Origin of the sequence: Candidatus Chlorohelix allophototropha (assembly GCF_030389965.1) — a bacterium.
GTDB classification, from domain to species: domain Bacteria; phylum Chloroflexota; class Chloroflexia; order Chloroheliales; family Chloroheliaceae; genus Chlorohelix; species Chlorohelix allophototropha.
Genome location: NZ_CP128401.1, coordinates 75,135 through 98,549 on the forward strand (window position 1 = coordinate 75,135; position 23,415 = coordinate 98,549).

20 protein-coding genes are annotated in these 23,415 nt (G+C 45.1%); 9 read left to right on the top strand and 11 right to left on the bottom strand.

Annotation, left to right across the window (positions count from 1 at the left end; genetic code table 11):
- Window positions 1-19 precede the first annotated feature (19 nt).
- From OZ401_RS23435 to OZ401_RS23485, 11 genes are all read right to left on the bottom strand, one after another.
- Entirely contained in the window at window positions 20-886 is an 867-nt protein-coding gene (locus OZ401_RS23435; RefSeq protein ID WP_341472045.1) for a carbohydrate ABC transporter permease, read from the bottom strand.
- A 326-nt stretch (window positions 887-1,212) separates the two neighbouring features.
- Window positions 1,213-2,553 (bottom strand): L-fucose/L-arabinose isomerase family protein, encoded by a 1,341-nt coding sequence (locus OZ401_RS23440; protein WP_341472046.1) that lies wholly within the window; start codon window positions 2,551-2,553, stop codon window positions 1,213-1,215.
- A gap of 21 nt (window positions 2,554-2,574) precedes the next feature.
- Complete coding sequence (locus OZ401_RS23445) at window positions 2,575-3,855, bottom strand: diphosphate--fructose-6-phosphate 1-phosphotransferase (protein ID WP_341472047.1); 1,281 nt, start codon at window positions 3,853-3,855, stop codon at window positions 2,575-2,577.
- A gap of 69 nt (window positions 3,856-3,924) precedes the next feature.
- Window positions 3,925-4,314, bottom strand: a complete 390-nt coding sequence (locus tag OZ401_RS23450; protein WP_341472048.1) for a sirohydrochlorin chelatase — start codon at window positions 4,312-4,314, stop codon at window positions 3,925-3,927.
- Window positions 4,315-4,321: 7 nt separating this feature from the next.
- Window positions 4,322-5,149 carry a uroporphyrinogen-III C-methyltransferase gene (gene cobA / locus OZ401_RS23455; protein WP_341472049.1) on the bottom strand — a complete coding sequence of 276 codons (828 nt, stop codon included), beginning with the start codon at window positions 5,147-5,149 and terminating at the stop codon, window positions 4,322-4,324.
- Window positions 5,139-5,819, bottom strand: a complete 681-nt coding sequence (locus OZ401_RS23460) for a precorrin-2 dehydrogenase/sirohydrochlorin ferrochelatase family protein (protein WP_341472050.1) — start codon at window positions 5,817-5,819, stop codon at window positions 5,139-5,141. Before OZ401_RS23460 ends, cobA begins: the two co-directional genes overlap by 11 nt.
- Window positions 5,820-5,845: 26 nt before the next feature.
- Window positions 5,846-7,441: a nitrite/sulfite reductase gene (locus OZ401_RS23465; RefSeq protein ID WP_341472051.1), complete on the bottom strand. Its 1,596-nt coding sequence runs from the start codon at window positions 7,439-7,441 to the stop codon at window positions 5,846-5,848.
- Window positions 7,442-7,683: 242 nt separating this feature from the next.
- Window positions 7,684-9,129, bottom strand: a complete 1,446-nt coding sequence (locus OZ401_RS23470; protein WP_341472052.1) for an NAD-dependent succinate-semialdehyde dehydrogenase — start codon at window positions 9,127-9,129, stop codon at window positions 7,684-7,686.
- A 521-nt stretch (window positions 9,130-9,650) separates the two neighbouring features.
- On the bottom strand, window positions 9,651-11,015 hold the full coding sequence (locus tag OZ401_RS23475) for an IS110 family RNA-guided transposase (protein ID WP_341470939.1): 1,365 nt from the start codon (window positions 11,013-11,015) through the stop codon (window positions 9,651-9,653).
- A gap of 746 nt (window positions 11,016-11,761) precedes the next feature.
- Window positions 11,762-12,667, bottom strand: a complete 906-nt coding sequence (locus tag OZ401_RS23480; RefSeq protein ID WP_341472053.1) for an IS3 family transposase — start codon at window positions 12,665-12,667, stop codon at window positions 11,762-11,764.
- Window positions 12,664-13,005 (bottom strand): transposase, encoded by a 342-nt coding sequence (locus OZ401_RS23485; protein WP_341469227.1) that lies wholly within the window; start codon window positions 13,003-13,005, stop codon window positions 12,664-12,666. The genes OZ401_RS23480 and OZ401_RS23485 overlap by 4 nt, the downstream gene beginning before the upstream one ends.
- Window positions 13,006-14,541: 1,536 nt before the next feature.
- Between OZ401_RS23485 and OZ401_RS23490 the strand changes: the two genes are divergently transcribed.
- From OZ401_RS23490 to OZ401_RS23530, 9 genes are all read left to right on the top strand, one after another.
- Window positions 14,542-14,865 carry a hypothetical protein gene (locus OZ401_RS23490; RefSeq protein ID WP_341472054.1) on the top strand — a complete coding sequence of 108 codons (324 nt, stop codon included), beginning with the start codon at window positions 14,542-14,544 and terminating at the stop codon, window positions 14,863-14,865.
- Between the two features lie 9 nt (window positions 14,866-14,874).
- A complete protein-coding gene (locus OZ401_RS23495; protein WP_341472055.1) occupies window positions 14,875-15,069 on the top strand; it encodes a hypothetical protein in 195 nt (64 codons plus the stop codon).
- Window positions 15,029-15,574 (top strand): polyhydroxyalkanoate synthesis regulator DNA-binding domain-containing protein, encoded by a 546-nt coding sequence (locus OZ401_RS23500; RefSeq protein WP_341472056.1) that lies wholly within the window; start codon window positions 15,029-15,031, stop codon window positions 15,572-15,574. Before OZ401_RS23495 ends, OZ401_RS23500 begins: the two co-directional genes overlap by 41 nt.
- Before the next feature lie 8 nt (window positions 15,575-15,582).
- Window positions 15,583-16,440: an amidohydrolase family protein gene (locus tag OZ401_RS23505; RefSeq protein ID WP_341472057.1), complete on the top strand. Its 858-nt coding sequence runs from the start codon at window positions 15,583-15,585 to the stop codon at window positions 16,438-16,440.
- The gene (ruvA, locus tag OZ401_RS23510; protein WP_341472058.1) at window positions 16,437-17,033 is read left to right on the top strand and encodes a Holliday junction branch migration protein RuvA; all 597 of its coding nucleotides are present in this window, start codon (window positions 16,437-16,439) and stop codon (window positions 17,031-17,033) included. The genes OZ401_RS23505 and ruvA overlap by 4 nt, the downstream gene beginning before the upstream one ends.
- A gap of 355 nt (window positions 17,034-17,388) precedes the next feature.
- Window positions 17,389-20,778 (top strand): AfsR/SARP family transcriptional regulator, encoded by a 3,390-nt coding sequence (locus OZ401_RS23515; RefSeq protein ID WP_341472059.1) that lies wholly within the window; start codon window positions 17,389-17,391, stop codon window positions 20,776-20,778.
- 405 nt (window positions 20,779-21,183) lie between these two features.
- Window positions 21,184-21,504 (top strand): hypothetical protein, encoded by a 321-nt coding sequence (locus OZ401_RS23520; RefSeq protein WP_341472060.1) that lies wholly within the window; start codon window positions 21,184-21,186, stop codon window positions 21,502-21,504.
- 157 nt (window positions 21,505-21,661) lie between these two features.
- Window positions 21,662-21,949, top strand: coding sequence for a hypothetical protein (locus tag OZ401_RS23525; RefSeq protein ID WP_341472061.1), 288 nt, complete (start codon window positions 21,662-21,664; stop codon window positions 21,947-21,949).
- Between the two features lie 187 nt (window positions 21,950-22,136).
- On the top strand, window positions 22,137-23,414 hold the full coding sequence (locus tag OZ401_RS23530) for a glucose-1-phosphate adenylyltransferase (protein WP_341472062.1): 1,278 nt from the start codon (window positions 22,137-22,139) through the stop codon (window positions 23,412-23,414).
- The last annotated feature ends 1 nt before the right edge of the window (window position 23,415 follow it).

The following is a 23,415-nucleotide window of genomic DNA, read 5'->3' on the forward strand; positions in this document are numbered from 1 at the left end:
AAATAGTTGTATGTTTGCGTTAGCCTTTTACTGCACCGCTGGTCAAACCGGATATAATTCGCCGTTGGAATAGCAGCACTAAAAGTACCAAAGGAATTGTGACAATAACCGCCCCCGCGCTGATTTGATCCCACGGTTCGCTCGATTCGGTAACACCGGTAAATTGCGAAATTGCCACAGGAGCGGTAAAAGTGCTATCCTTATTCATAAAGGTATTGGCAAATAAGAAGTCATTCCAAGCGTTGATAAAAATCAGGATTGCCGCCGTTACAATTCCCGGCACTGCGAGAGGTAACATCACCCGGTAGAAAGCGGTAAAAGGATGCGCACCATCCACCTCTGCCGCTTCTTCAAGCTCACCGGGTAAATCGCGGAAAAATGCCGCCAGCAACCAGACCGTAAGCGGAAGATTAAAGGTAACATAAGGCAACACCAACGCCGGTATCTGGTTAATCAGTTTCAAATCGCTGAAAAGCAGATACAAGGGACCGATTATAGCGATACCCGGAAACATCGAAACCGCCAGCACCACACCAAGTAAGAAGCGCCTGCCCGGAAAATTTATCCGTCCCATGACGTAGCCCGCGAATGTGCCGATTAATAGGCAACCGAGTGTTGTTAATGACGCCGCCACGAAGCTATTCCAGATATTTTGTCCAAAATTGCGACCTTGAAAAACATTTATATAGCTATCGAAGGTTGGAGGAGACGGTAACAAATCGGGTGGCTTCTTAAATACCCGGTCTGAGGTTTTGAAAGAGGTAATAATCAGCCACAGAAATGGAACGGTTGCCGCGACCACAATAAATGCCACACCTAAATAAAAGCCGGTAATACCGGCATACTTGCGGAATGGTTTGCGGTTTGGTTTCAATTCTAACTGCATTCTGTTTCCTTTACCCTGCAAATTCTCACAGCTTGTCTAATAAAATTTCGCAACTACTCAGCCCGGACACAAAATTAACAAAAATGGGTACAGAAAGAACTCCCCGCTTGGGGTTAGGGATGTCCCTATAAATTCCTCTTTCCCCCCTTTTAGGGGTGAATAATTACATCGCGAAACGGTACAGTAGGATTGCAAAGCGTGGATAGCGCACATACTACAGCCGTTAAAGTTTATATTAACGCTAAATTAGCATAACTTGATTATATTTGTCAAGTTAGTCATGTATAATTCTTACTTGTGATTTCTGCTTAGGAATATTGTCAATTTTATAACCTGACCACTTCAATTCCGAGTAATTCGCCCCAAGCTGACAAACTATCGGCATAATGTCCGTATGCCATAACCATATGATGTTCGTATCCACCGTAAACGATGGTGTCTAACAGCTTTTTCCCGCCTACATCAGGTCTTACTTCCGCAGTATTGCCCATAAATAGAAGTGGTGAATCCAGCGCTTCTCCTTCCAGCACCAGTAGGCGATATTTTCCCTGACTATAACTTAGCCGAGCCAGTGTAACTCTGCCTGGTTTAAGCGGGAACATCGCGGTTACGCCTACCTTGCGATTGCTGTGAACCCCGGCTTTACGTTCTTTGGGGTTGGCAGACAGCGAGAAAGCCGCATTACCACAATGCCACAAAACAATGCTATCCTTCTGGCGATCCATTGAAACGAGGTCAGCCAAGAAAGTTGGCGCACCTGAGAGCAAGCTCAGGGCTTTCATTGTTACCGCGCCATGCACATCCGCCTCGCATGCTGCCGTTATACCGTTTTCACTTAAAGCTGCCAGCACCCCGCATGCCGCCGCCTGATGTTCTACAAAAAATTCGGGCCAGCACTTAACCGCCAGCGCCCCTAGCCCCTCTTTAGTGGCTAACTCGGTCAATGCTTGATAGGTATTGGCAGCGGTGCAAACCACCTGATCGGGTAACTCATGCAAACCGTTAAGGCAACTCTGCAACATACTCCGTACTTCTTCGGTGGTATCGGGGGGGATTTCACCCGCTGCGCCAAATATCTGATTCAGGTTGTATAGCTGAATGTGGGGTCCGATTTCTTTCCACAATTTCAGTTCATCATAACCGCTTGGAAAGAAACCGGGTGGGCGGCTACCTATTACTCCAAGCTTTAAGCTCCGTAAAGTACGATCAAGGGAAAGCGCCCCAATATTGCGAGATAGTTCAGTTTTAACTTCAACCTCGCCCGGCAGACCGTACACATAGCGATATTTGCGCCCTGATGAGGTTAGGGTATAGGCTGCCAGATTTACCCCGCACAATGAGTTCAAGCGGAGTCGCGTAGCATCCCCTATGCTCGGTTCTGGCATAGCCCACAAGATAGTGGGTACATCCAGTTCGGTAAATAAAGCCGTAATCAAGGAGGAGTCGGTGAAAGTTGCCAAGTGCAATACCAGCGCGTCAACTCCGGCGCTTTTCAATTGATGGGCTATATTTATGGCTTGTTCAGGCGTAGTGGCAAGCTCCGCGCCTGTAACTATTTCTGCTTGCGGAAAAGTTTCATTCAAAAAATTGGCTATCTGTTTATACAGTCGGCTTGCTTCTTCAATATCAAATTGGATACGTCCAAGCCCTGCCAGCCCAATTTTCATGCATTGTCTCCTTGAGATTGCTTAGTGAAATCTAAACGGTATTTCTGGCTTAGGCACTATTAGCGGCGCCAGATACTCTTTAATCTTTGCTTCATCAAGTTCCTGATTCTTGAAAAATTCAGATGTAATTACTCGTTCCCTACCTGTAATTTCAGACAGGCTTATCGGCTCAATCGCATATTTATAAGGGTCATTTGAAATTCTTTTCAAAGCGGGCATAACTCCGCTCATCCCTTCAAGTAGGTATTTGGCGGAGGCACGCCCTAGCGATAGAGCTTCCTCAAGGTCGATAGATGAACGGCACGCTGCGCTCCGTTGCAAAGTGCCGGGTTTATCGTAGCGTGCCTTCAAGCCCAATTCCTTGATTACCAGATTGGTCAAATAACCACTAACCCCTTCCCCGATGCTTAATAAAGCCTGCCCGTTTACATCCCGCCCTATCGCAATGCCTGCTTGTAGCTCTGCTAGAAATTTCCCCTCTTTATTCCTTAAGCCTTCCGAAGCCACCACCAACACGCAACCAACCTGTTCGTAAACTTCGGCTACTTTCTGAAGAAACACTTTCTCATCAAAAGGCAATTCAGGAACAAGCACTATATGGGGCGGGTCGCTGATTTCTGAGCGTGCCAGAAGGGTAGCAGCAGCCAACCACCCGGCATGCCTTCCCATCACTTCGATTATTTTTACATGGTCAAAGCCGCGCATAGACAACAAATCCAGACCACTATCAATAGTATGGATAACAAGCCAACGGGCGGCGCTAGGGAAACCGGGAGCGTGATCGGTACCGTATAAATCATTATCTATGGTTTTTGGAATACCAATACACTTTAGATTATACCCACGCTTTTTGGCTTCTTGCTCAAGACGGAGTGAGGTATTCATTGAGCCGTTGCCACCGATATAGATGAAGTATCTAATCTGATGCTGCTCAAAAAGGCTGAAAAGGCGATCATAATCCTTTTCGACCAACCTTACTCGGCATGAGCCTAATGCAGCAGCGGCAGTATGTGCCAGACGGTGTAACTGCTCATCGTTATATTGTGACAAATCAAGCGGTGGTTGCCCCGCCAAATATTGCTCGATTCCACCTTGCATACCGAGAACCTTACCAGCGAACTTGCGCTCTCGCAACTCAAGGATAACTCCCGCCAGAGAGGCGTTAATGACAGCGCTTGGCCCGCCTGATTGCCCGATTATAAGGTTTTCGACAATGTCGCATTCAGAGGTTTTGGGTAGTTCCTCGTTTAGCGAAGATTTGAGCTTGCGCTGATCTTTTGGAATATTAGAATAGTCAGCCATATACCTGTTCAACCCCCACGGGGATTACAAAACCCAATAGAAAATGTAAATGCGGCGGATTGTAAATTTTTACTCAAAACGAAACGCGGCACCCTTGACATTTTGTTTTACTATTTCCACCAGAGCGGGGCTAAAACCAAGATAGTCGCCGATAATAATCTGTATAGAAGGATTCGCCTTACTCCAATCTGCTATGAGCAACGGAATATCTTTAAGAACGTGCCTGCCGGGGAGCAGAAAATAGGGGATAACTACTATTCTACCAGCGCCAGCCTCTCGACAAATATCCAATCCTACCGGAATGCTTGGTTCGTTTATCTCCAGAAAGGCACATTCCACAATAATATATCCGCCGCCAGCTTTTAATGATTCAGCCACATTATACATGGCGCTATTCGCGCCTGCCTGCTTGCTACCATGTCCAACAATTAAAACTGCAATCTTAAAATTATCTTCCATATAAAGTTTACTGCAATTGTCCAGCCACCAGTAATGCATGGTCAAACCACTGCAACCGTTCACTCAGACTTACCACTTGCCCTATCACGATAACAGCAGGAGATTTAATTTCAGCGTTCTTCACCAGTTCCGGCAAATCTTGTAGAGTTCCGGTAACGTTGCGTTGGCGTTCGGTTGTACCCCACTCTATTGCTGCTGCCGGAGTTTGAGCAGATAGTCCCGCCTCTACCAACCGCGTTGCAATGTCGGACAACCGTCCTAATCCCATGAGAAAAACCAGCGTTCCGCCGATTTGCGCAAGGGCACGCCAATTAATATGGCTATCGTCCATAGGGCGATTTGCTTCCTCATGTCCGGTTATCACGGTGAAAGTGCTGGAATATGTGCGGTGAGTAATCGGGATACCGGCATAAGCCGGTACAGCAATAGCGCTAGAGATACCCGGTACAACCTCATACTTTATCTCGGCAGCCGCCAAAGCTTCGGCTTCTTCACCCCCGCGCCCAAATACAAACGGGTCGCCACCTTTTAAGCGAGCAACTATTTTACCCTCCTGAGCGAGTTGGACCAAAAGGTGGTTTATCTTGCTCTGGCTGGCGCTAGGTTGTCCGGCTTTTTTACCCATATAAAATAATTGTGCACCGGGCTTTACCTCTTCCAGAAGTACAGGGTTAACCAGATAATCATATACAATGGCATCAGCCCTCCGTAAGATTTCCAGTCCTTTCACTGTAATCAAGCCGGGGTCTCCAGGACCTGCCCCGATTAGGTAAACCCACCCGGTATCAGTCGATTCAGGCTTGATAGAGAAATTAGAATAAAAATCAAGCGCCATTTGAAGTCCTTCCGGTAAACTCTAGAAAAATAGCTTCTAATAAGCTGCGTGCTTCCGCTTCTTTGTTTTCTTTTAGCAAGTCGAGCGCGGAGGATCCAACCATCTGTCGCCACAGCAACGGGCGCAACGTAGGTTCGACTGTCGCTTTCACATAGGGGCGTAATTCCTTTAACAAAGCGGATAAACGCCCATATTCAGGACCAATTATTTGCGCCAGCTTTTCTCTGAGGTGCGCACTTAGAACCGGAGTGGCAGACTCAGAAAAAGTGGATATGGTTATGGTGATTTCACCGGAATGGAGAACTGCCGGGAGAATAAAGTCGGAACCGGCGGGGTCATCTGCCAGATTTACAAGTCGCCCTGCTGCTTTTGCTTCCTGCGCTATTTCTCGGTTAACGTCCGTCCGATTCGTGGCAGCCAGTACCACCAAAGCATCAGGGTATTTATGTAAAGTTCCACTTTGCCAGCTTTGTTTATGCCATTTCAGGGAACTCCGGTTGACCAGTTGTTCCAAATCCTTTGTAATTTCAGGCGCTATCAGTTGGATAGAGGCTCCAGAATCCAAAAGGCTTTTTATCCGACGTTCAGCTACCTGACCTCCGCCCACCACCAGCACGCTACGATTGTTAAAAAAAGTAGAAGTGAGAAGTATCGGGTAAGGAGTTCTCACTTCGTGAAAGTCGCTATTGGTGGAATCTACCAGCTTTCTAACTCCTCTAGGTTGTGGCGATGAATGAATCCACTGAAATTTTCGTCTTCCAGACGGGTTTCAAGGTAACGGCGCAACAGCCCTTCAAGATAAGTTTTTAGCTCTGCTACCGGCACACGCCTTTTCAGGTGATGCCCTAGCCGCATCCCTGCGCCCAATTGCCCACCCAGATATATCTGGTAAACTTCCTCTTTCTCGCCTTTATCGCTGCCGTCTTGCCGTACTTTTGAACCGAGTAACCCAATATCGGCTATCTGGTAGCGAGTGCATGAATTGGGGCAACCGCTGGTGTTGATACTTAGCGGTTCATTCCAATCCGGAAATTGCTCTTGCAAGTAGCTAACTATTTCAGCGGTGATGTCTTTGGTTTCGGCAACTGCTTCCTTACAAAATTGAATGCCAGTGCAAGCCATCGCGCCTCGTCTAAAATAGTTTTTCTCTTCGCTGGGAAGGTCAATATTCCGAACTTCCTCTCTGAGTGCTGCAACATTCGCTTCCGGCACATTCAGTATTACCAGATTTTGCAAACTGGTAGTTCTGATATGTCCATCCGCATATTGTTCGGCTAACTCGGCTACCCTCTGCAACTGCGCTGCATTCACGCGACCGCGCAAAGTCGCCAACCCAACTGCAAACAAGCCGGGCTGTTTCTGAGGTGTAACCCCCACATAATCGCGATATTTATCGGTAACAGCTTCATAATCGGGATTGTCAATGAGGGCATAACCCAATCGCTCTTCCAAAACCTGCCGGAATTTTTCTGCGCCCCAATCCGCCACCAGATATTTCAGGCGAGCATGCTTGCGGTTGCGTCTATACCCGAAGTCTCGAAATATAGTGGCAATTTGATAGCAAACCTCCACCACCTGTTCCGGGCGTATAAAAGCTTTTATGCGCTTCCCCAAATGTGGTTGCGCCCCAAGTCCGCCGCCAACCCATACATCGAAGCCAACTTCTCCCGTAACCGGATGCTTAATACCGACTAATCCTATGTCGTTTATCTCATGCTGCACCCAGTGGTCGGCACTTCCGCTAATGGAAATTTTAAACTTTCGCGGTAAGTCACTGAATTCATCTTTGCCACACAGAGCGGCGTTCACTTCCTGTACGATTGCCCACGAATCGATTAGTTCGCCTTGTTCACAATCTGCCAAAGGGGAGCCAATAATATTACGAACCGTATCACCGCATGAACCTTTGAGAGAGAGTCCCACTTCAGCCAGAGCTTTATCAATGGGGGAAATTGCTTCAATGCGTAACCAGTGATACTGCACATTCTGTCGATCAGTAATATCGGCAAGCCCGCGACCATACTTCTCGGATAAAGCAGCAATAACTTTTAGTTGTTGGCTCGTAAGGTCTCCGTTCGGGATTTTAACCCGCAACATAAAATAACCATCTACTTGAGGGCGTTGTGTATAAAGACCGTACCATTTGAACCGATCAAAATCATCGGGCTGAATGGATTCAAAGCCGGTTTCGGCGTAACGCTCTATATCAGCCCATACCTCAAAAGGATTTTTCTCCTTTTTAATTCGTTCCATTTTATTTAACGAAGGGGCGGGCGTTTCTTGAAACGACATTAAATTTCCTCCAGCTAGAACTATTTGCGATTTATATGCTGATTTACTATTCCGATTCTTTTTCCAACACAGGTCAGATAACTGCATGCAAAAATAAAAACAGGTACTACTATTGTAGTACCCCTTCTAAGGTATCCTAACTTACTTTATATATGTTGTCAAGAAATTTATGGTGTGCTCAGGCGGTTGTAAGAAAGGAATTGTCCCCTATAAATCTGAAAATTAGAGTTCCTTCTTTTCACCTAGATTCCAATCGAAACTGCTTTGGTTTCGAGATAAGCCTGTATCCCTTCCAGACCGTTTTCGCTGGAAAGTCCGCTTTCCTTGAAGCCCCCGAAGGGGATTTCAGGAGAGACAGGCATCGGATCATTTACGCCTACAATGCCGTAATCTAAACCCTCTGCTACCCGGAAGATTCGCCCCATATCACGGGTGAATACATAGGCTGCCAGACCGTATTCCACATCGTTGGCAGCCGCGGTGGCTTCCTCTTCGGTATCGAAGCGATATATCGGCAAAACCGGACCAAATGTTTCTTCATGGGTAATTTGCATTTCGCGAGAAGCGTTGCTGATTACAGTCGGCTCATAGAAAGTGCCATGCGAAAATTCTTCACCAACGGCGCGTTTGCCGCCTGCCAGAAGCACACCACCTTTTAAAAGCGCGTCAGCTATCTGTTCTTCGACTTTTGAAAGTGACCTCGAATCAATCAACGGTCCAACCTGAACGCCTTGTTCAAGCCCGTTACCGATTCGCAAACGGAGGGTGAGTTCCACCACTTTTTGTTCGAATTTCTCGGCTATGTTGCGCTGGACATATAAACGGTTGGTGCAAATGCAGGTCTGTCCGGCGTTGCGGAACTTGGACAGTACCACCCCTTCGGCAGCTTTATCTAGGTCAGCATCTTCAAATACTATAAATGGGGCATGCCCGCCCAATTCCATTGAAACCCGCTTAACAGTTTTGGCGGACTGGCTGATTAAAAGTTTGCCCACTTCGGTTGAGCCTGTAAAAGTAATCTTGCGTACCAGAGGACTATCCATCCAAACCTTAGCTACTTCAGCGGCACGCAAGCCTGTCACAAGGTTAACCACCCCTTTAGGAAAGCCCACCTCATCAAATATTTTGAATATCTCAATGGCGCTTAAAGGGGTTTGTTCGGCGGGGCGCAATACAACAGTACAACCTGCCGCCAATGCCGGACCAAGTTTGCGGGTAATCATGCTGGAGGGGAAGTTCCAAGGAGTTATCGCAGCTACTACCCCGACAGGTTGCTTGATTACCAACACACGCCTGTGTGGATCGCTTGGAACGATGCGACCATACACTCTCCGTGCTTCTTCCGCGTTCCACTTTAGAAAGCGTGCTGCTATCGTGACCTCTCCTCTAGACTCTGCCAGTGGTTTGCCATTTTCTAGCGTCAACACACGCGCTAACTGATCTACCCGCTCTCTCATCAAGGCAGCCGCTTTTTCCAGCAATTCGGCGCGTTCTTCGGCTTTAACCTTACGCCAACTTCCAAACGCTGCCTCTGCTGCTTCGATAGCAGCCTGAGCTTCTTCTTTGCCACCGTCCGCTACTTCAGCTAATAACTCTCCGGTGGCAGGATTATAGATGGCAAATGTTTTGCCGGTATTCTGCCACTTGCCGTTGATATATAGACGTTCCAGTTGTGCCGCCTGTGTCATTTACTGGTCTCCTTATCTCAGAATTCGGTCTCAGATAGTAATTAACTTGTATCGTTTCAAAAATCTGGGGCAATTCGAGGTTTTTAAATGGAAATAAGATCAATTACAAGGGTCTAAACCACTTTTACCACGAAAAACTGAGCGGATACGAAGAATTGTATCAGTTCAAAAAGTGGGGGGTAAAGTGGCAAAAAAATAATACTGTTAAACTAGTGTAGCCAAGGTCTCATTTCCAGACGATGCTAACACGGGCATATTCATCTTGAATTTTAGTCGGGTAATATTCTTCAAGCACCGCTTGATTATATCAATTTTTTCATCTTTGCCTAGCCCCCACTTTTTGTACTGATACGTTTCCTAGGTTCATCGCACTTTATGTGGTAATAGTGGCGGACTAATGCTTTTAATCAAATCTGTAGCCTCAAGAGAAGCTCGGTTCTGAAAAGCTACCACACAATATGATGCTGCTATGAAAATCCGGTTTCCCCCTAACCAAATAGAGAAAGCGGTCAGAAAAATGATCAAGCTAATTTGGGTTCAGGGTTTTTAAGATTAACCTGATAACCCAACCGCTCTAACCGCCGAATTAACCGATTAGTAATAGTGCCACGTTTGCGTTCGTCCAAGTAATCATAGCCAAGCTCTTTGTACTCTTCTTTTCGAATAAACATATAATACACACTTACCAGAATGGAATGCGCTACTGCAATAATTGCTCGGCGTTTACCCCGTCTGCCCGCTAGCTTGGTGTAGAGTGCTCCCAGATAACTTTTCTTACTTTTTGCAGCAGCGTGAGAAGCTTGAATTAAACCCTTTCGTACTGGTCGATCTCCAGAAGATATACGTCCCGGCAATTGTTTTCCGGCACTCCGATTATTGCCCGGTGCCACTCCAGCCCAACTAGCCAGATGTGCGGCTGAGGGAAAACGGCTCATATCAATACCTATTTCAGCGATAAGCAGTTGGGCTACTTTACGGTCAATTCCAGGAATAGTATCTAATAAAGCCACTGCTTCTTCCCAATTCAACGTAGCTACAGCGGTAGCTGGGGTGCTGGGGTCTGGAGTGAAATTATTCTGACTACTTTCAAGAGCTTGACCTATTTTAGTAGCAGGGTCAGGACTGACCAAATTAACCGACGGACCCTCTTTCAATTGTCGTTCAATCTCAGAACTGAAAATCTCAACTTGCTCATCCAGGAAATCAAGATGGGCTAAATGCTGGGTGAGTAGGAAACAGTGTTGATCTCGAACCTGGCCTTTCAGAGCTTTAGCTAATTCAGCTCGTTTGGCACGCATTCTACCACGTGCCAGTTCCGCCAGTTTTTGTGGGTCGGTTTCACCAGCGATGATAGCTTCTAGCATTTGCCTGGCGGATACTCCCCTAATATCTGAAACTACACTAGCCAGTTTTAGGTTGGCCGCTTCCAGAACCTTTTGTAGACGATTGATCACACTGGCACGTTCCCTGACCAGATTGCTGCGCTGCCGGGTCAAATCCCTCAGATCACGTTGAGCACGTGGTGGAATAAAACTAGCTCGTAAGAGACCGTGCTGAAGTAATTCTGCCAACCATTGCGCGTCTAGAACGTCGGTTTTGCGACCAGGGACGTGTTTAACGTGCTGAGCATTAACCAGTAATATCTCAAGTTGACCCTCCAAAATATTATGCACTGGTTTCCAATATTCTCCGGTACTTTCCATCGCTACAATCGTAACTTCCTCTTGTGAGAACCAATCCAACAGTTCCAGAAGCTCAATCGTAGTAGTGCCGAAGGTTCGAGTTTTTTGAAGCTGGGTACCATCTGCTTCCAGCTTAAGGCAACAGGCTACTACGCTCTTTTTATGAACATCCAGACCAGCACAAGAGGGATGAAGCACCAGCATATTTACCTCACTTACTAAGTTAGATATAGTTACTCGTTAAGTAGGGTTGGTTGAATGCCCAGTAAAAAGAACTCTGCTATGCGTGCTCAACTGCTTCTGTTTAACCAAAGCATTGGCAACAATTAAAGGTGCTCAAAGGCATTCCGGTCCGACTGTTGTCCAGGCTAGCAGCACCATTATCCATTAACGACCTCTCGCCCAACTCTACCTTTTTAGAATAACATAGAGCCGCTACACTATCTATTAATTAGAACCCCTAAAATCCATTTTCATGCTTAAAGGTGTCACATGAAAAGTTACATAGTGACTGTTGGCAAACCAAAACTAAGCCGCCAATCTAGCAAAATGACTAATACGAGTTTTAGCTACAGGCAATCTGGATATTCCTCTTATTATGGGTACAGTGCTTGTGTCAGCAATAGGTATCGTAATGTGCAACCTGCTAATTGATTTAATATACCCTGTTCTTGACCCTGGTATTAGACTCTAAAGAGAACTGCATTTTATCTGAAACAACTTTTCTGAGTAATGACAATAGCTGAAGTGAGATATACGCCCTCTTTGAACCCCATATTCACTCAATAAGGAAATTTGCCCTAGATTAGATTCTTAGAAAAAGGGTCAGACTTGTTTTACCATTTCAAGCTTTAATTATGTGACCGGCCACCTGTTTTGAGTGCCGCTAGTATCCAAGCGCAACCAGCTTGTCCGGCTTGCTCAACTTTATCGGAGGGATGGAATGCCCCCTATATGACCAGACCACTTTCTAGCCGCTTTTGAGCCAACCAATTATGTTCAAATTCTACTGGGGCTAAGTAACCCAAAGACGAATGTAAGCGACCTTCATTATAAATCCGTTCTAGCCAATCTTCCAACCCCACTGCTACCTCTGCCAAATTCTGAAATTCCTCTAAATAGAGTTTCTCGTAACTAACAGTCTTGTTAAAGCTCTCCGCCATCCCGTTCTGCTGTGGTCGCCCCGGTTGGCTATGGCTTACTACCGCCCCGATTGCGGTTAACTGCTCACCATATTCTCGGCTGGTGTAGTTCGAACCCTTGTCGGTGTGATGGATCAAACCTGCTTCTGGTTGCCTCCGCGCTATCGCCATCTGCAAGGCTCGCAGGGTCAACTGAGTATCGTTGTGACGGCTCACTGCCCAACCCACCACTTTCCGGCTGAACCCATCCAATAAAGTTGCTAGGTAACCTTCCTCTTTTTTGGTGGCTACGAACAACACATCCCCTACCCAAGCCCGATTCGGGGCGTTGATCTCCCCAGCTTGTTTAGCCGTCACCAACCGATTTGCCTCTCTGGCAGCTTTAGGATCATTGACACTGGTCAGTGGTTTTCTCCTTTTCCACCGTTTCCAGCTTAAACCCCATTTCTTCAGCAAGCGCCTCACTCGCTTGTGGTTGATCTTTTCCCCACCCTTCTGTAAGGCTTTGGTTACGCGCCGATAGCCATAGCCGCTGTAAGTACCTAGTATTTGCTCCACCCGTTGCTTCAGGCTTTCCTCCTCCGGGTTGGCTTTTTCCACCTTATTTTGGCGTTGGTAATACCAAGCCCGATTGACCCTAAACAGGTGACATAATTTCCTCAGAGAATAGCCCAGTCCTTGCTTTTGGCTGAGCCGGTATAACCCACCGATCATTTCACACCGTTGGGCGACGCTGAGGTATTCAGCATCTCCGAGACTTTTTTTAAGATAGAAATTTCAAGAGCCTGCTGACCAGCCAGCCGTTCCAGTTCTGCTACCCGCTGCCTGAGAGCGGTTATCTCCTGCTGCTCAGTGGTAGCAGGGGTAGTACGGGATTGGGTAGCAGTTGTGAAGGCGACTTCTCCCTTTTCCCGGTATAATTTCTTCCAGTTATGGATCAGGCTCTCACTCAGATTATGCTCTCGGCACACTTGGATTACGGTTTTCTCCCCGCTCAGTACTGCTCTCACTATTTTTAGCTTAAACTCGGGATTAAAGCTTCTTCCCTGCATTTTTCCAGTCCTTTCTCAAACTAAGCTCCTTCTATTCTACCCATTTCTTCTTAGTTTGTGGTCTGGTATTCCAGGGTTCACTCCATTTGCACAATCACAATACTTAAAGAAAGAAGTTACCTAAGGCGATACAAGCGGCGGGTTGACGGGGTAGATTCATCAAATATTCTGTTTGCAAAGCGGAAGAAGCTGGCAAAAAGTGTATCAAGATAAAACCCCCTGTTAAGTTAGCAGCAAATGCGATTGAGAAAAGCTACTACCTTTGTTATAGCAGAGAAGGTGTGGTACACCTTTATCGAAAGCTGAGAACTGCCCGCACTTTAGTTGAAATCAGTTCGGAGCGAACTGTGTAGCAAATAGCTTCAATTGAAGTTATTTCGCAGAAGATTGAGATGGTTCTATCTCTTTCACTTCTATCAGGGACGACGCAAGAGGCTGTAGCTACAGAAATGTAAACAATAGCCGATTGTGTTTCAAATTCAGAGAAATATCTTTGAATTGGGTTATAAATGACAGTTTTAGTGGTATCTCTCGAGGATACCTGCAAAATGTCCTTTGTAATTCCGTTAGCTTTGAAAAACGAAGGAACTGGCATCGATTAGCTCAAAGCATAGCACGAAGCGAGGCATAATATCAACCGAGAGTCGAAAGGATGGTGGAATTGTTATCAATTAGATCACCAGCCATAGGTGCTTGCCTACAAATGTTTATTTGCCGAAAAGTTATCAGCGATTAGGTCACCAACTCACCTGAGTCAGGGTTTCTCGGGCAAGAATTATTGCCATAGCCGTTCTTGCTTGGATTTACTCATAGTTAGTTTGCAAGTAAATCCAAAGACCTTTATTTGAGATATTACCAGTATAGTCGTCTCCTCAGAGGCTTACGGCTATTTAGCGTGTCTTGGGATTCTTAAGTGCCTCGTCAAAAGACTGAATCAGTAAAGCCGAGACATTTTTGGCTGCTAAAAAATTATTGGACGGTAACTAATCCGCTCATCTCTGCTTTTGACCCCTCTGTTTAAAGCAATATAAGCTTTTTAATCAGGCTAGCGGTTGCCCTTCGCATTGCGGCTAACTATTAGAAGATTGTGTTTATTGCTCCAGCTGCTGATGAACCCAATTACAATCGGCGGATGCCCTACTATGAAAAGGAGTTGAAGAGTGGTATTGTAAAGAAAGAGACGTTATTTTTGGTAAGAAAAAAGAGATGAAATACCTAACATCAAGCTAAACGAATTGATTTAAATCCACCAGATTGAAAAGACTTCAAAAGAGGCATTTGTGTTTTCCGAGGTAGGGATAGAAAGACGAAGTAATCGGTACATTTATTGTGTATTATAGAAAAGAGTTGATTAAACTATTGCGGTTGTAAAATTTAACTGGTTTTTCTAGATTTAAAGTTAAATTCGTCCTTTTTCTACGCTTCTCGTGGAAAAACACAAAATTCTACGTTTCTCGTGGAAGTCACAGTAGGCGCGTAGGTCAAACCAACTCTCCTTCCGGTTGATATAAGCCTAGCTTCGTGCTATGCTTACTTATGCGGATAGTAGGAATTAGTGAATTACTTAAACGTGCGCAGGAATTCATAGGTTCAGCCCCAAAATGGGAAAGCATTCTGGCAGAAGATCGCCGTGGAGTGCTGACAATGTACGAATACGTAGTTCCGCATGGATCAAAGCAATGGCAGGGCTATTATGCGCCATGGGCGCGTATCAGCCCCCTAGATGATGGGCATAGCCTTTATATCCTAGCTTATTATCGAGATAACAAAAAGTGGCAAGATCTCGAAGTAACTGGACATTTGGAAGAGTGCCTACAAGCTATTAAAGATAACGTTTACGGTGTATTTTTTAATAAATAGGATTGAAAAATGAAAGTCATTGTAAATATAGAAGGTTCAAAAGATGACCTAAAGATTATCTTGCAGGTACTACGCGATAATATGGACTACGCAAACTCGAATGATACTTTCCGGTTGTATATGGAAAATGACCAACCGGGCGGTGAAATCTTTGAAGAACGCTATGACGAAAACGATAACTTGGTTGAACGACGTAGACATTAATTTTATGCGAGTAATCAAACGCTATAACAACCGAAAACTTTACGATACCGAGACTCGAACCTATATTACTCTGGATGGAGTAGCCAAACTGGTGGTATCGGGCGAAGAAGTTCAGGTAGTGGATAACGATACGGATGAGGATATTACCACCGTAATCTTTAGCCAGCTTCTACTTGAGCGCGAAAGAGAGCAGCGATTTTTACCTAGCGGTATGCTCAGCCAACTTTTACGGTTCGGTGGTGAAACCAGCCGCAAACTCGGCACAACTCTAACCCGTCCTTTTACCCTTACATTTGGGCAGTTTCTTGAACAGGAAGTAGAGCGCACCTTCAAATTTTGGGTGGATATTGCGGAAGGGCGTGAAGAAGATATGCTACGTTTTATTGAGCGACTCATTGAACAACGCCGCCGTACTCATCAAGCTAGTAGCCCAAATGAGGGCAATCGTAAAAACCCCAATAAAGTAAATCGCCTTGATATTATCGAGGATTTACCGCCCAAATAATCCTTCCCATGATTATTGACTCCCATACCCACATTTTTTCAAAAGATTTGATAGACCGCCGAAACGAGCTAACCGAACGTGATGAGCGTTTTCGGGAATGTTACGCTTCGCCAAAAGCCAAAATGGTAACCGCGGCTGAACTGGTACAGGAAATGGAGCGTGCCGGAATAGCTAGAGCGGTGGTTACCGGCTATGCCTTCGCTGATGGCACACTTTGCGCCGCCTCAAATGATCATATTATTGAAGCAATAAAGGCTTTCCCGGATAAACTGGTAGGGTTGGCAGCGATACAACCGCTAGAGGGGGATAAGGCGCTTTACGAAGCGGAACGCTGCTATTTAGCCGGGTTACGTGGTTTGGGTGAACTAACCGCCGACGGGCAAGGCTTTGACCTTACCGAACCTGCTTTATTCCGCGATTTGGCAGCATTAACCGCCAAATATAAGGGAGTCATAATGCTACATGCCAGTGAGCCATTGGGGCATCTTTACCCCGGCAAGGGCAAAACCACCCCGGATAAAATTCTGGCTTTAGCACAACATCACCCGGAATGTAATATCATTGCAGCGCATTGGGGAGGTGGGCTACCCTTTTACGAATTAATGCCCGAAATAGCCAAAGCCCTTTCCAACCTGTACTATGATACAGCCGCTACCACTTATTTATACCGCTTTGGCATTTTCAGAGCAGTGTGCGATCTGGCAGGGGCACATAAAATCCTATGGGCAAGCGATTATCCCCTACTTGGACAGGCACGTTTGCTGGAAAGAGTGCGAGGGGAAGCAATGTTAAACGAAATTGAATTAGAGCAGATATTGGGTGGGAATGCAGCACGTTTGCTGGGTCTGGAGGAAAAAGGAGAATGATTGCAGCAGTACGTGGTCAGTTAGAGCAAATGGGAACCGACTCGGTGCTTATCAATGTAGGCGGAGTTAGCCTGAGAGTGTTTGTACCTACCTCAGTGCTAGACGAACTAGGCGAAATTGGGCGAGAGGTAAAGCTGTTTACCCATTTTTACGTGCGCGAAGATCAGCTTGCTCTTTACGGTTTCAAAACCACTGAGCAGCAGGAATTATTTGAAATGTTATTGAGCGTGTCAGGCGTAGGACCACGCGCCGCGCTTAACTTGATAGGAACAGCGGATGTGGGTGCAACCCATCTGGCTATTGCGCAGAGTAACGTAGATTTTTTAAAGAAAGTATCCGGTATCGGACCCAAAACCGCTGCCCGAATCATTCTTGAGTTAAAAGGGAAGTTGGTAGATGTGCAAACGGCAAAAACAAGCCGGAAGGTGGAAGCAAATCCCACCGTATTGGAACGACGACAACTGGTAGAAGCGTTAGGCGGTTTAGGTTACACCCCCGCAGAGATACAAACCGCATTGAACGCATTACCAGCAGGGCAAGAATTATCGCTTGAAGAGCAAGTGCTGGAAGCGTTGCGGTTTCTAGGACAGTAGAAATTAGCAAGGTGATAATTTCATTCATTTCCTCAAAAATTGAAATTCTTGCATTATTTATTGAGATTTAAGTGTCGCAAAGCCTCCATTTTTTGTATTATAACTTTAGAAATATTAGGACACCTAGCTTTATTTTGAATTGGTAAACAACTTAAAGCCTAAAAACAATAATCTTTATTCAACCATTTTCTAGTAAGAATTTTAGATTTTGGTTCAGTTTATATAGATGAATTTGTATGTTTTGTAACAATAGTGTTGTAAAATAGCATAATAATAATACTCTACCATGTTGTAACCCTAAAATTTTAGAATTATAATTGATTAATAGTTAGATGAATAATTATTTTTAGCTGGAGTGGATAAAGCAATTTTTATTGCAAAGATTACAGCACCTAAAGCACGAGGGTTAGTCAGCCGCCAGCGTTTGATTGATGAAATCAACGACTTTGATTCTTATCGTTTGCTCTTAATCTCGGCTGGATCAGGTTATGGTAAAACAGCCCTCCTTGCCGATTTTGTCGCACAAACCACAGCGCGGTTAATTTGGTATTCCCTCGATGAAGGCGATAGAGACCCCCTAAGATTTTTCCGCTATCTAGTGCAAGCAGTTAAAGTAGCCTTTCCTGAATTTGGTATTCAGTTTGATGCGCTTTTAGCACAAATCGAATCTGGGCGAAGCCTAGAGCAGGAAAATAATCTCCAACGACTGGCAAATCAGTTTGCAGAAGAATTGGCAACCCAAATTTCGGTTGATAACAAGATTTCTGTGATGGTACTTGATGATTATCAGTACGCTGAAAGTGAGTTGGTTGGAACCTTTATGCGATTTCTGGCGCTCAAGTTACCTGAACATCTCAAACTGATTGTTTCCACCAGAAGTGTACCAGACCATTTACCGCTGGCTTATTTATACGCCAAACGCCTGATAAAAGGTATAGGAGCAGCCGAGTTAAGCTTTACACGTCAGGAAATTGCTGATTTGCTGGTTGATGTGTACAAGATTAAAGACTCCGAGATGGTGGACAAGTTGGTGGAATATTCCGAAGGTTGGGTCACCGCCGTTATCCTCGCTTTAGCAGGTCGGAAATCATCATTAAGTCGTCTCGATAGACTAAGTGGTCCCTATGGTCAGGGCTATCTGGACAGTTCGGCTCTGTTTGAATATTTGGGAGATGTGGTTCTAGCTGACCAGCCCCCTGATATAGAGGATTTTCTTCTTCAGACTTCTTGCCTACACCTTTTAAGTCCTGAACTATGCAACGAGCTTACCGGTTTACAGGATAGTGAGCGAATATTAGAAAAACTGGACAAGCGCAAGCTCTTCGTGGAAGTGGTAGCCGAAGTTCCTTCTAGTGACTTCAGCAAACCCGATACTTTTTATTATAAGTATCACTCGCTCTTTAAGCGTTTTCTACAGTCGCGTCTTGCTAATAAGAAAGAAGTATGGCGAGCATGTAACCTAAAAGCGGCTGAACTGGCTTTGCGTTCAGAATATTATATAGAAGGTGTGCAAAATTACCTTACTATAAATGAAGGGCGAAAGGCAGCGGAAATAGTAGCCGGACTGGCTACTCCGCTCTATGAGTCAGGGCTTATCAACCGCTTGACCGAACTAATCGGGCTAATCCCGCAAGAAGCGGTGGAGTCTATACCGGAACTTGCCTTTACATATGCCAGAATTTTGTTTGAAAAAGGGCAGAGCGAGGCTGCTATAAGATTAACCGAGAAAATAGAAAAGCAACACCTTGAAAATGGATCTGTCGAAGGGGCAGCAATGTGCTTGGCGCTACGCGCTCTCGGTTATTCACGTATGGGAATGGTTGAGGAGGGGGCACGCCTGATTGAAAGAGCCTCGGCATTTGTTGCTGGTAGGGGCTTGAGTCGGGAAAAAATCTATGCGCAAGCGCTAATATACACCACCGCAGGGATAGTTAAAACCGATTCCGGTCAGGCTGAACAAGCTGAAAATTCTTTTAAGAAAGGTCAGGAACTATTCGAACAATTAGAACTAAAATACCGGGTTATGCAAAGTGATATTTACCTAGCAACCGTGTATAAGGAAATGGGACGCTTGATACGAGCAGGGATTTACTTTGAAAGAGCTTTGAAATATTTTGCAGAAGTGGGCAACCAGAACCAAGAAGCCTATTGTCGATTTGGTCTGGCAAATTGTCAGATATTGCGAGGAAACTATCGGGAGGCTACCGAACAGCTAAAACTGACCTATGAACTAACTGAACAACTGGGCAGTCATTATCTAAAAACTTTTGTAATTTATCAGCAAGGTAATATAAGTAATTTTATCGGGAAGCATATAAATGCGCGGGAACAATATAACTCGGCACTTAAGCTAAGTCAGCAAATTGGTCTTCACAATCTTGAGCTTGAAACCCTCGCTATGATGGCGTTTAACAGTATGCTGCAAGGAAATCGAGTTGAGGCACGAGAACTTTTAATACAGGGTAAAGAGCTTAACCAAGAATATGCCCTGAATAATTTCGGCGCAATGCTGGAGACTGTTAGCAGTTTGCTAGATTTGGAAAACCGCAACTATAAAAAGGCTTTGACGGCTTTGGAGCAGGCGGCGAAAGTTTTCAAGGAATACAAGTGGCTGGATTGGATATGCCGCTGCCGCCTATACCAAGCGATTGTTTACTTTTCAATGTCCGAATTCAAACGAGCGGTAGGGCTTCTAGAAGAAAGCCTTGAACTGGTACCAAATATCGGTTTCGAACCATACCAACCCTTTGACCTAATACGAGCCTCTGCCTTATTGGAATATGCGGCAAAAAAAAGAGCCAGCAACAACCTGCATGAATTTCTGCTGCGCAAGGGCTATCGTCAAAACGCGATTCTTAATGAAAACGCTGGCGTTGATACCGCTGCTTTTGATGGCACAGTAATAGCCCAATTTGAAAATGAATTTACGCCCCCACCTTCTGCACCGCCGCTTGAGTATCAAGGCACTCCCAAGCTTACCCTGTTGCGCCCTAATCAGGATTCCAGCCAAAATCGTTACAGTAGCCGTATAGCCGGGAGTCGCTTCCAACTGGAAGTAAGAGCGTTGGATGGAGGTAGGGTTTGGACGGCGGAAGCCGAAATTGAACATTGGCGCATTAGCAAAGCCAAAGAACTATTCTTCTTCTTGCTGGAACAGGGCAAATCAACCAGAGAAGAAATTTTCGAGAAGATATGGCCCGATGTTGAGCACAATGCGGCGGCTAATAATTTCCATTTCACCTTGAGCAACCTACGCCGCTTAATTAAACCCGTAGATATTAAATTCTCCAGCCAAAGTTATACCTTGAGCGGTGAAATCTGGTGTGACGCGCTGGAAATGGAAAAGGCTGTCAAGGCGGCTTTAGCCAAACCGCAAGAACTAGCACTCGAACAACTGGCAACCGCACTCGATCTATACAAGCGGGATTACTTGGATCAGATATACAGTGATTGGACTGTACCGCGTCGTCAGGAGCTTTTAAGAACATATCTGGAAGGATCGGCTCTTCTTGCCAAAACTTACGAGAAACAACGTCAATTCAGCCAAGCGATTTTAATCTGGAGACGTTATCTGCTAAGAGATGAATACCGCGAAGAGACATATGTGGGCTTAATCAATTGCCATTTGGCATTGGGACATAAGAAAGAAGCCCAGCATTATTATGAAGAGTGCCGCCGCATTATGAAAGAAATCGACATTGAGCCTTCCCCTGAGGTCAGGGCATTGTTGCCTAAATTAGCCTGACTTAAATCTTAGTAAGCCCTAAGCTCCTCATAGCGCAACTACCTAATAGCTATTAGCAATTTCCTATAGCAATATCCTGATTCGATGCTAAGTTTTTGCTAAGAGTCCGTTTATATCATATAGATACTAAAAGTGACTTCTTGATGTAAATGGGAAATTTAGTTGAAAGGGAGTCTGGGTTATGCGCAAGCTAATTAATTTTGTGTCTTCAGAAAAAGGTCTTTCTACTCTTAAGATTTTAACTTTTATAGCATCATTCACGGGTTTCGCACATATTATCAATCCGTGCGGTGGTACAAATCCATGGGGCGTATAAACTTCTTACCACAAAAGACCTTTCTGCCGTAATGTAGCGGTTCTGGGACACTCGGTATAGCTCTCTTTATAGTGAAAGAGGTGTCGTCAGTGTTTTCAATTCAGCAACTTGATAAGCTAGCCGGGGCAATAATACTTGATCGGAAGTTGGAAAGAGATTTCCTCCAGAATCGTCTTAGTGCACTCGATATGTACAATAGAAATTATGCACTTCGTTACGGAGAGCAACCTATCTATTTGTCTGATGAAGATAAAGAATTAATTCTTTCAGTCAACGCCAATAGTGTTCCAGAGTTCTTTGCTATATTGCTCGATTTAGTTAGCAGAAAAGCTGCTAATCCGACAAAGGTTTACTTGGAAGACAAAACCTATAGTCATGAGTTAGCAAAGTTACAAGGTTCAGTCGCCTAATTTAGAAATATCTGAAAAAACGGAGCCGCCATGGTTCCGCTTTACCTTTTCCACAACTAGTTTTACCCTATGTCACTCTAGCGAGAGCGTTATACCCACGCTCTCGCCTTTTTTATAGAGTTGCCAACCGACAAGACTATAGGCTAAAATACCCCATATGATAAACAATAATCTTAAACAAAAAGCCCAAGAATTGATCGAGGAAAAATTAAGACGCGCGGCAGAAATAACCTATTCCGAGCTTATGTCCATTAACATGAATCTCCCCACCGAATACCAGTACAATTCGATCAGAGAAATCCAAACGGTTATGGTTAAAGGCGCATTCGATGCGCTTGGTTTTTCGGTTGAACTTGAGCTATTTACCAACGATGAAGCCACAGATTTCTGGAAGGTATTACACGAACGCTATAGTCAGCTATGGCCCTCACAAACCCAAAGTTAAAAGGAATAAAAATAGCCTTCCTACCTTTCAGCCCTTCCTCAAAGAATTGAGGTTGAAACTCTTTTACATTTATCCGATTACCCTTTATAATAAGGTAATTGTGAGTTTAACTGCGTTCAAATACGTGGTTTGCCTGTATCAATAATAATTTCCGTTCATTTATAAATATTTTGGAGGGCAAGTTGGGATGAGTAAGCCAAATAGTGAGGTAATGGCGATAATACTTGCGGGTGGCAAAAGTGAACGCCTGAGCGTATTTACTGAAAAGAGTGCCTTACCGTCGTTGCCGTTCGCCGGGAAATTCAGGATAATTGATTTTACTTTAAGTAATTGCGTTAATTCTGGGCTTGACGATATTATGCTTCTGACTCAATACCGCCCTCTTTCCCTTAATGAACATATCGGCAATGGTAAACCTTGGGACCTTGACCGCCAACACGGTGGCGTGCGAATTGTATCACCCTATCTCGGAAGGAAAGAGGGCGGTTGGGACAAAGGAACTGCCGATGCGGTTTACCAGAACATTGAAGAATTACTGGAAGAAAATAGCGATAATGTATTGATACTGGCAGGCGACCATATTTACAAAATGGATTATAGCAAGATGCTCAATTTTCATCTGGAAAACAAAGCAGATGCTACCATCGCCGTTATTGAAGTGCCAGCAGAAAGCGCAAGCCGTTACGGCATCATCTCCGTAAACAAAAAGGGCGAGGTTGAAGATTTCGAAGAAAAGCCGCGCCGCCCACGCAGTAACCTCGCGTCAATGGGTATTTATATCTTCAACAAAGAAGTGTTGATTTCGGTGCTTAACCGTGATGCGGGTGACCCGAACAGCCAGCACGATTTTGGTCGCAACATTATTCCGTTAATGCTCGATAATGGCAATCGGGTTATGGCTTATGCCTTTAAGGATTACTGGCGCGATGTTGGGACAGTCCAATCTTACTGGGAAGCGCATATGGAATTGCTAGAGTCGCCACCACGCTTAGATCTATATGAGCGGGATTGGGTTATTTACACGCGCAGTCAAGAACGCCCCCCCGCTATCGTTAGCTCCAAAGCGCATTTAGAACGCAGCCTGATTTCACATGGTTGTCAGGTACGCGGCACAGTAATTCATAGCGTGCTTTCTCCCGGCGTAATCGTAGAAGAAGGGGCAGTAGTACGCGATTCGGTTATCATGGGTGATGCCGTTATCGGTAAAAACTCGGTGCTTGATCACGTAATTGTGGACAGCGAAGCGGTTATAGGCGCAAACAGTTTGATAGGCTACGGCGAAGATAATACGCAAAATAAGCTGGAACCTCGCAACCTACATACCGGCATCACTGTAATCGGAAGTCGGGCGCATCTGCCGGAAGGCGTTAAAATCGGACGTAATTGTAAAGTTGGGCACGATCTCAGACCTGAAAACTTTGGTCAGTTGGAATTACCTAGCGGTGGAACCATAGAAGCCAGATAGA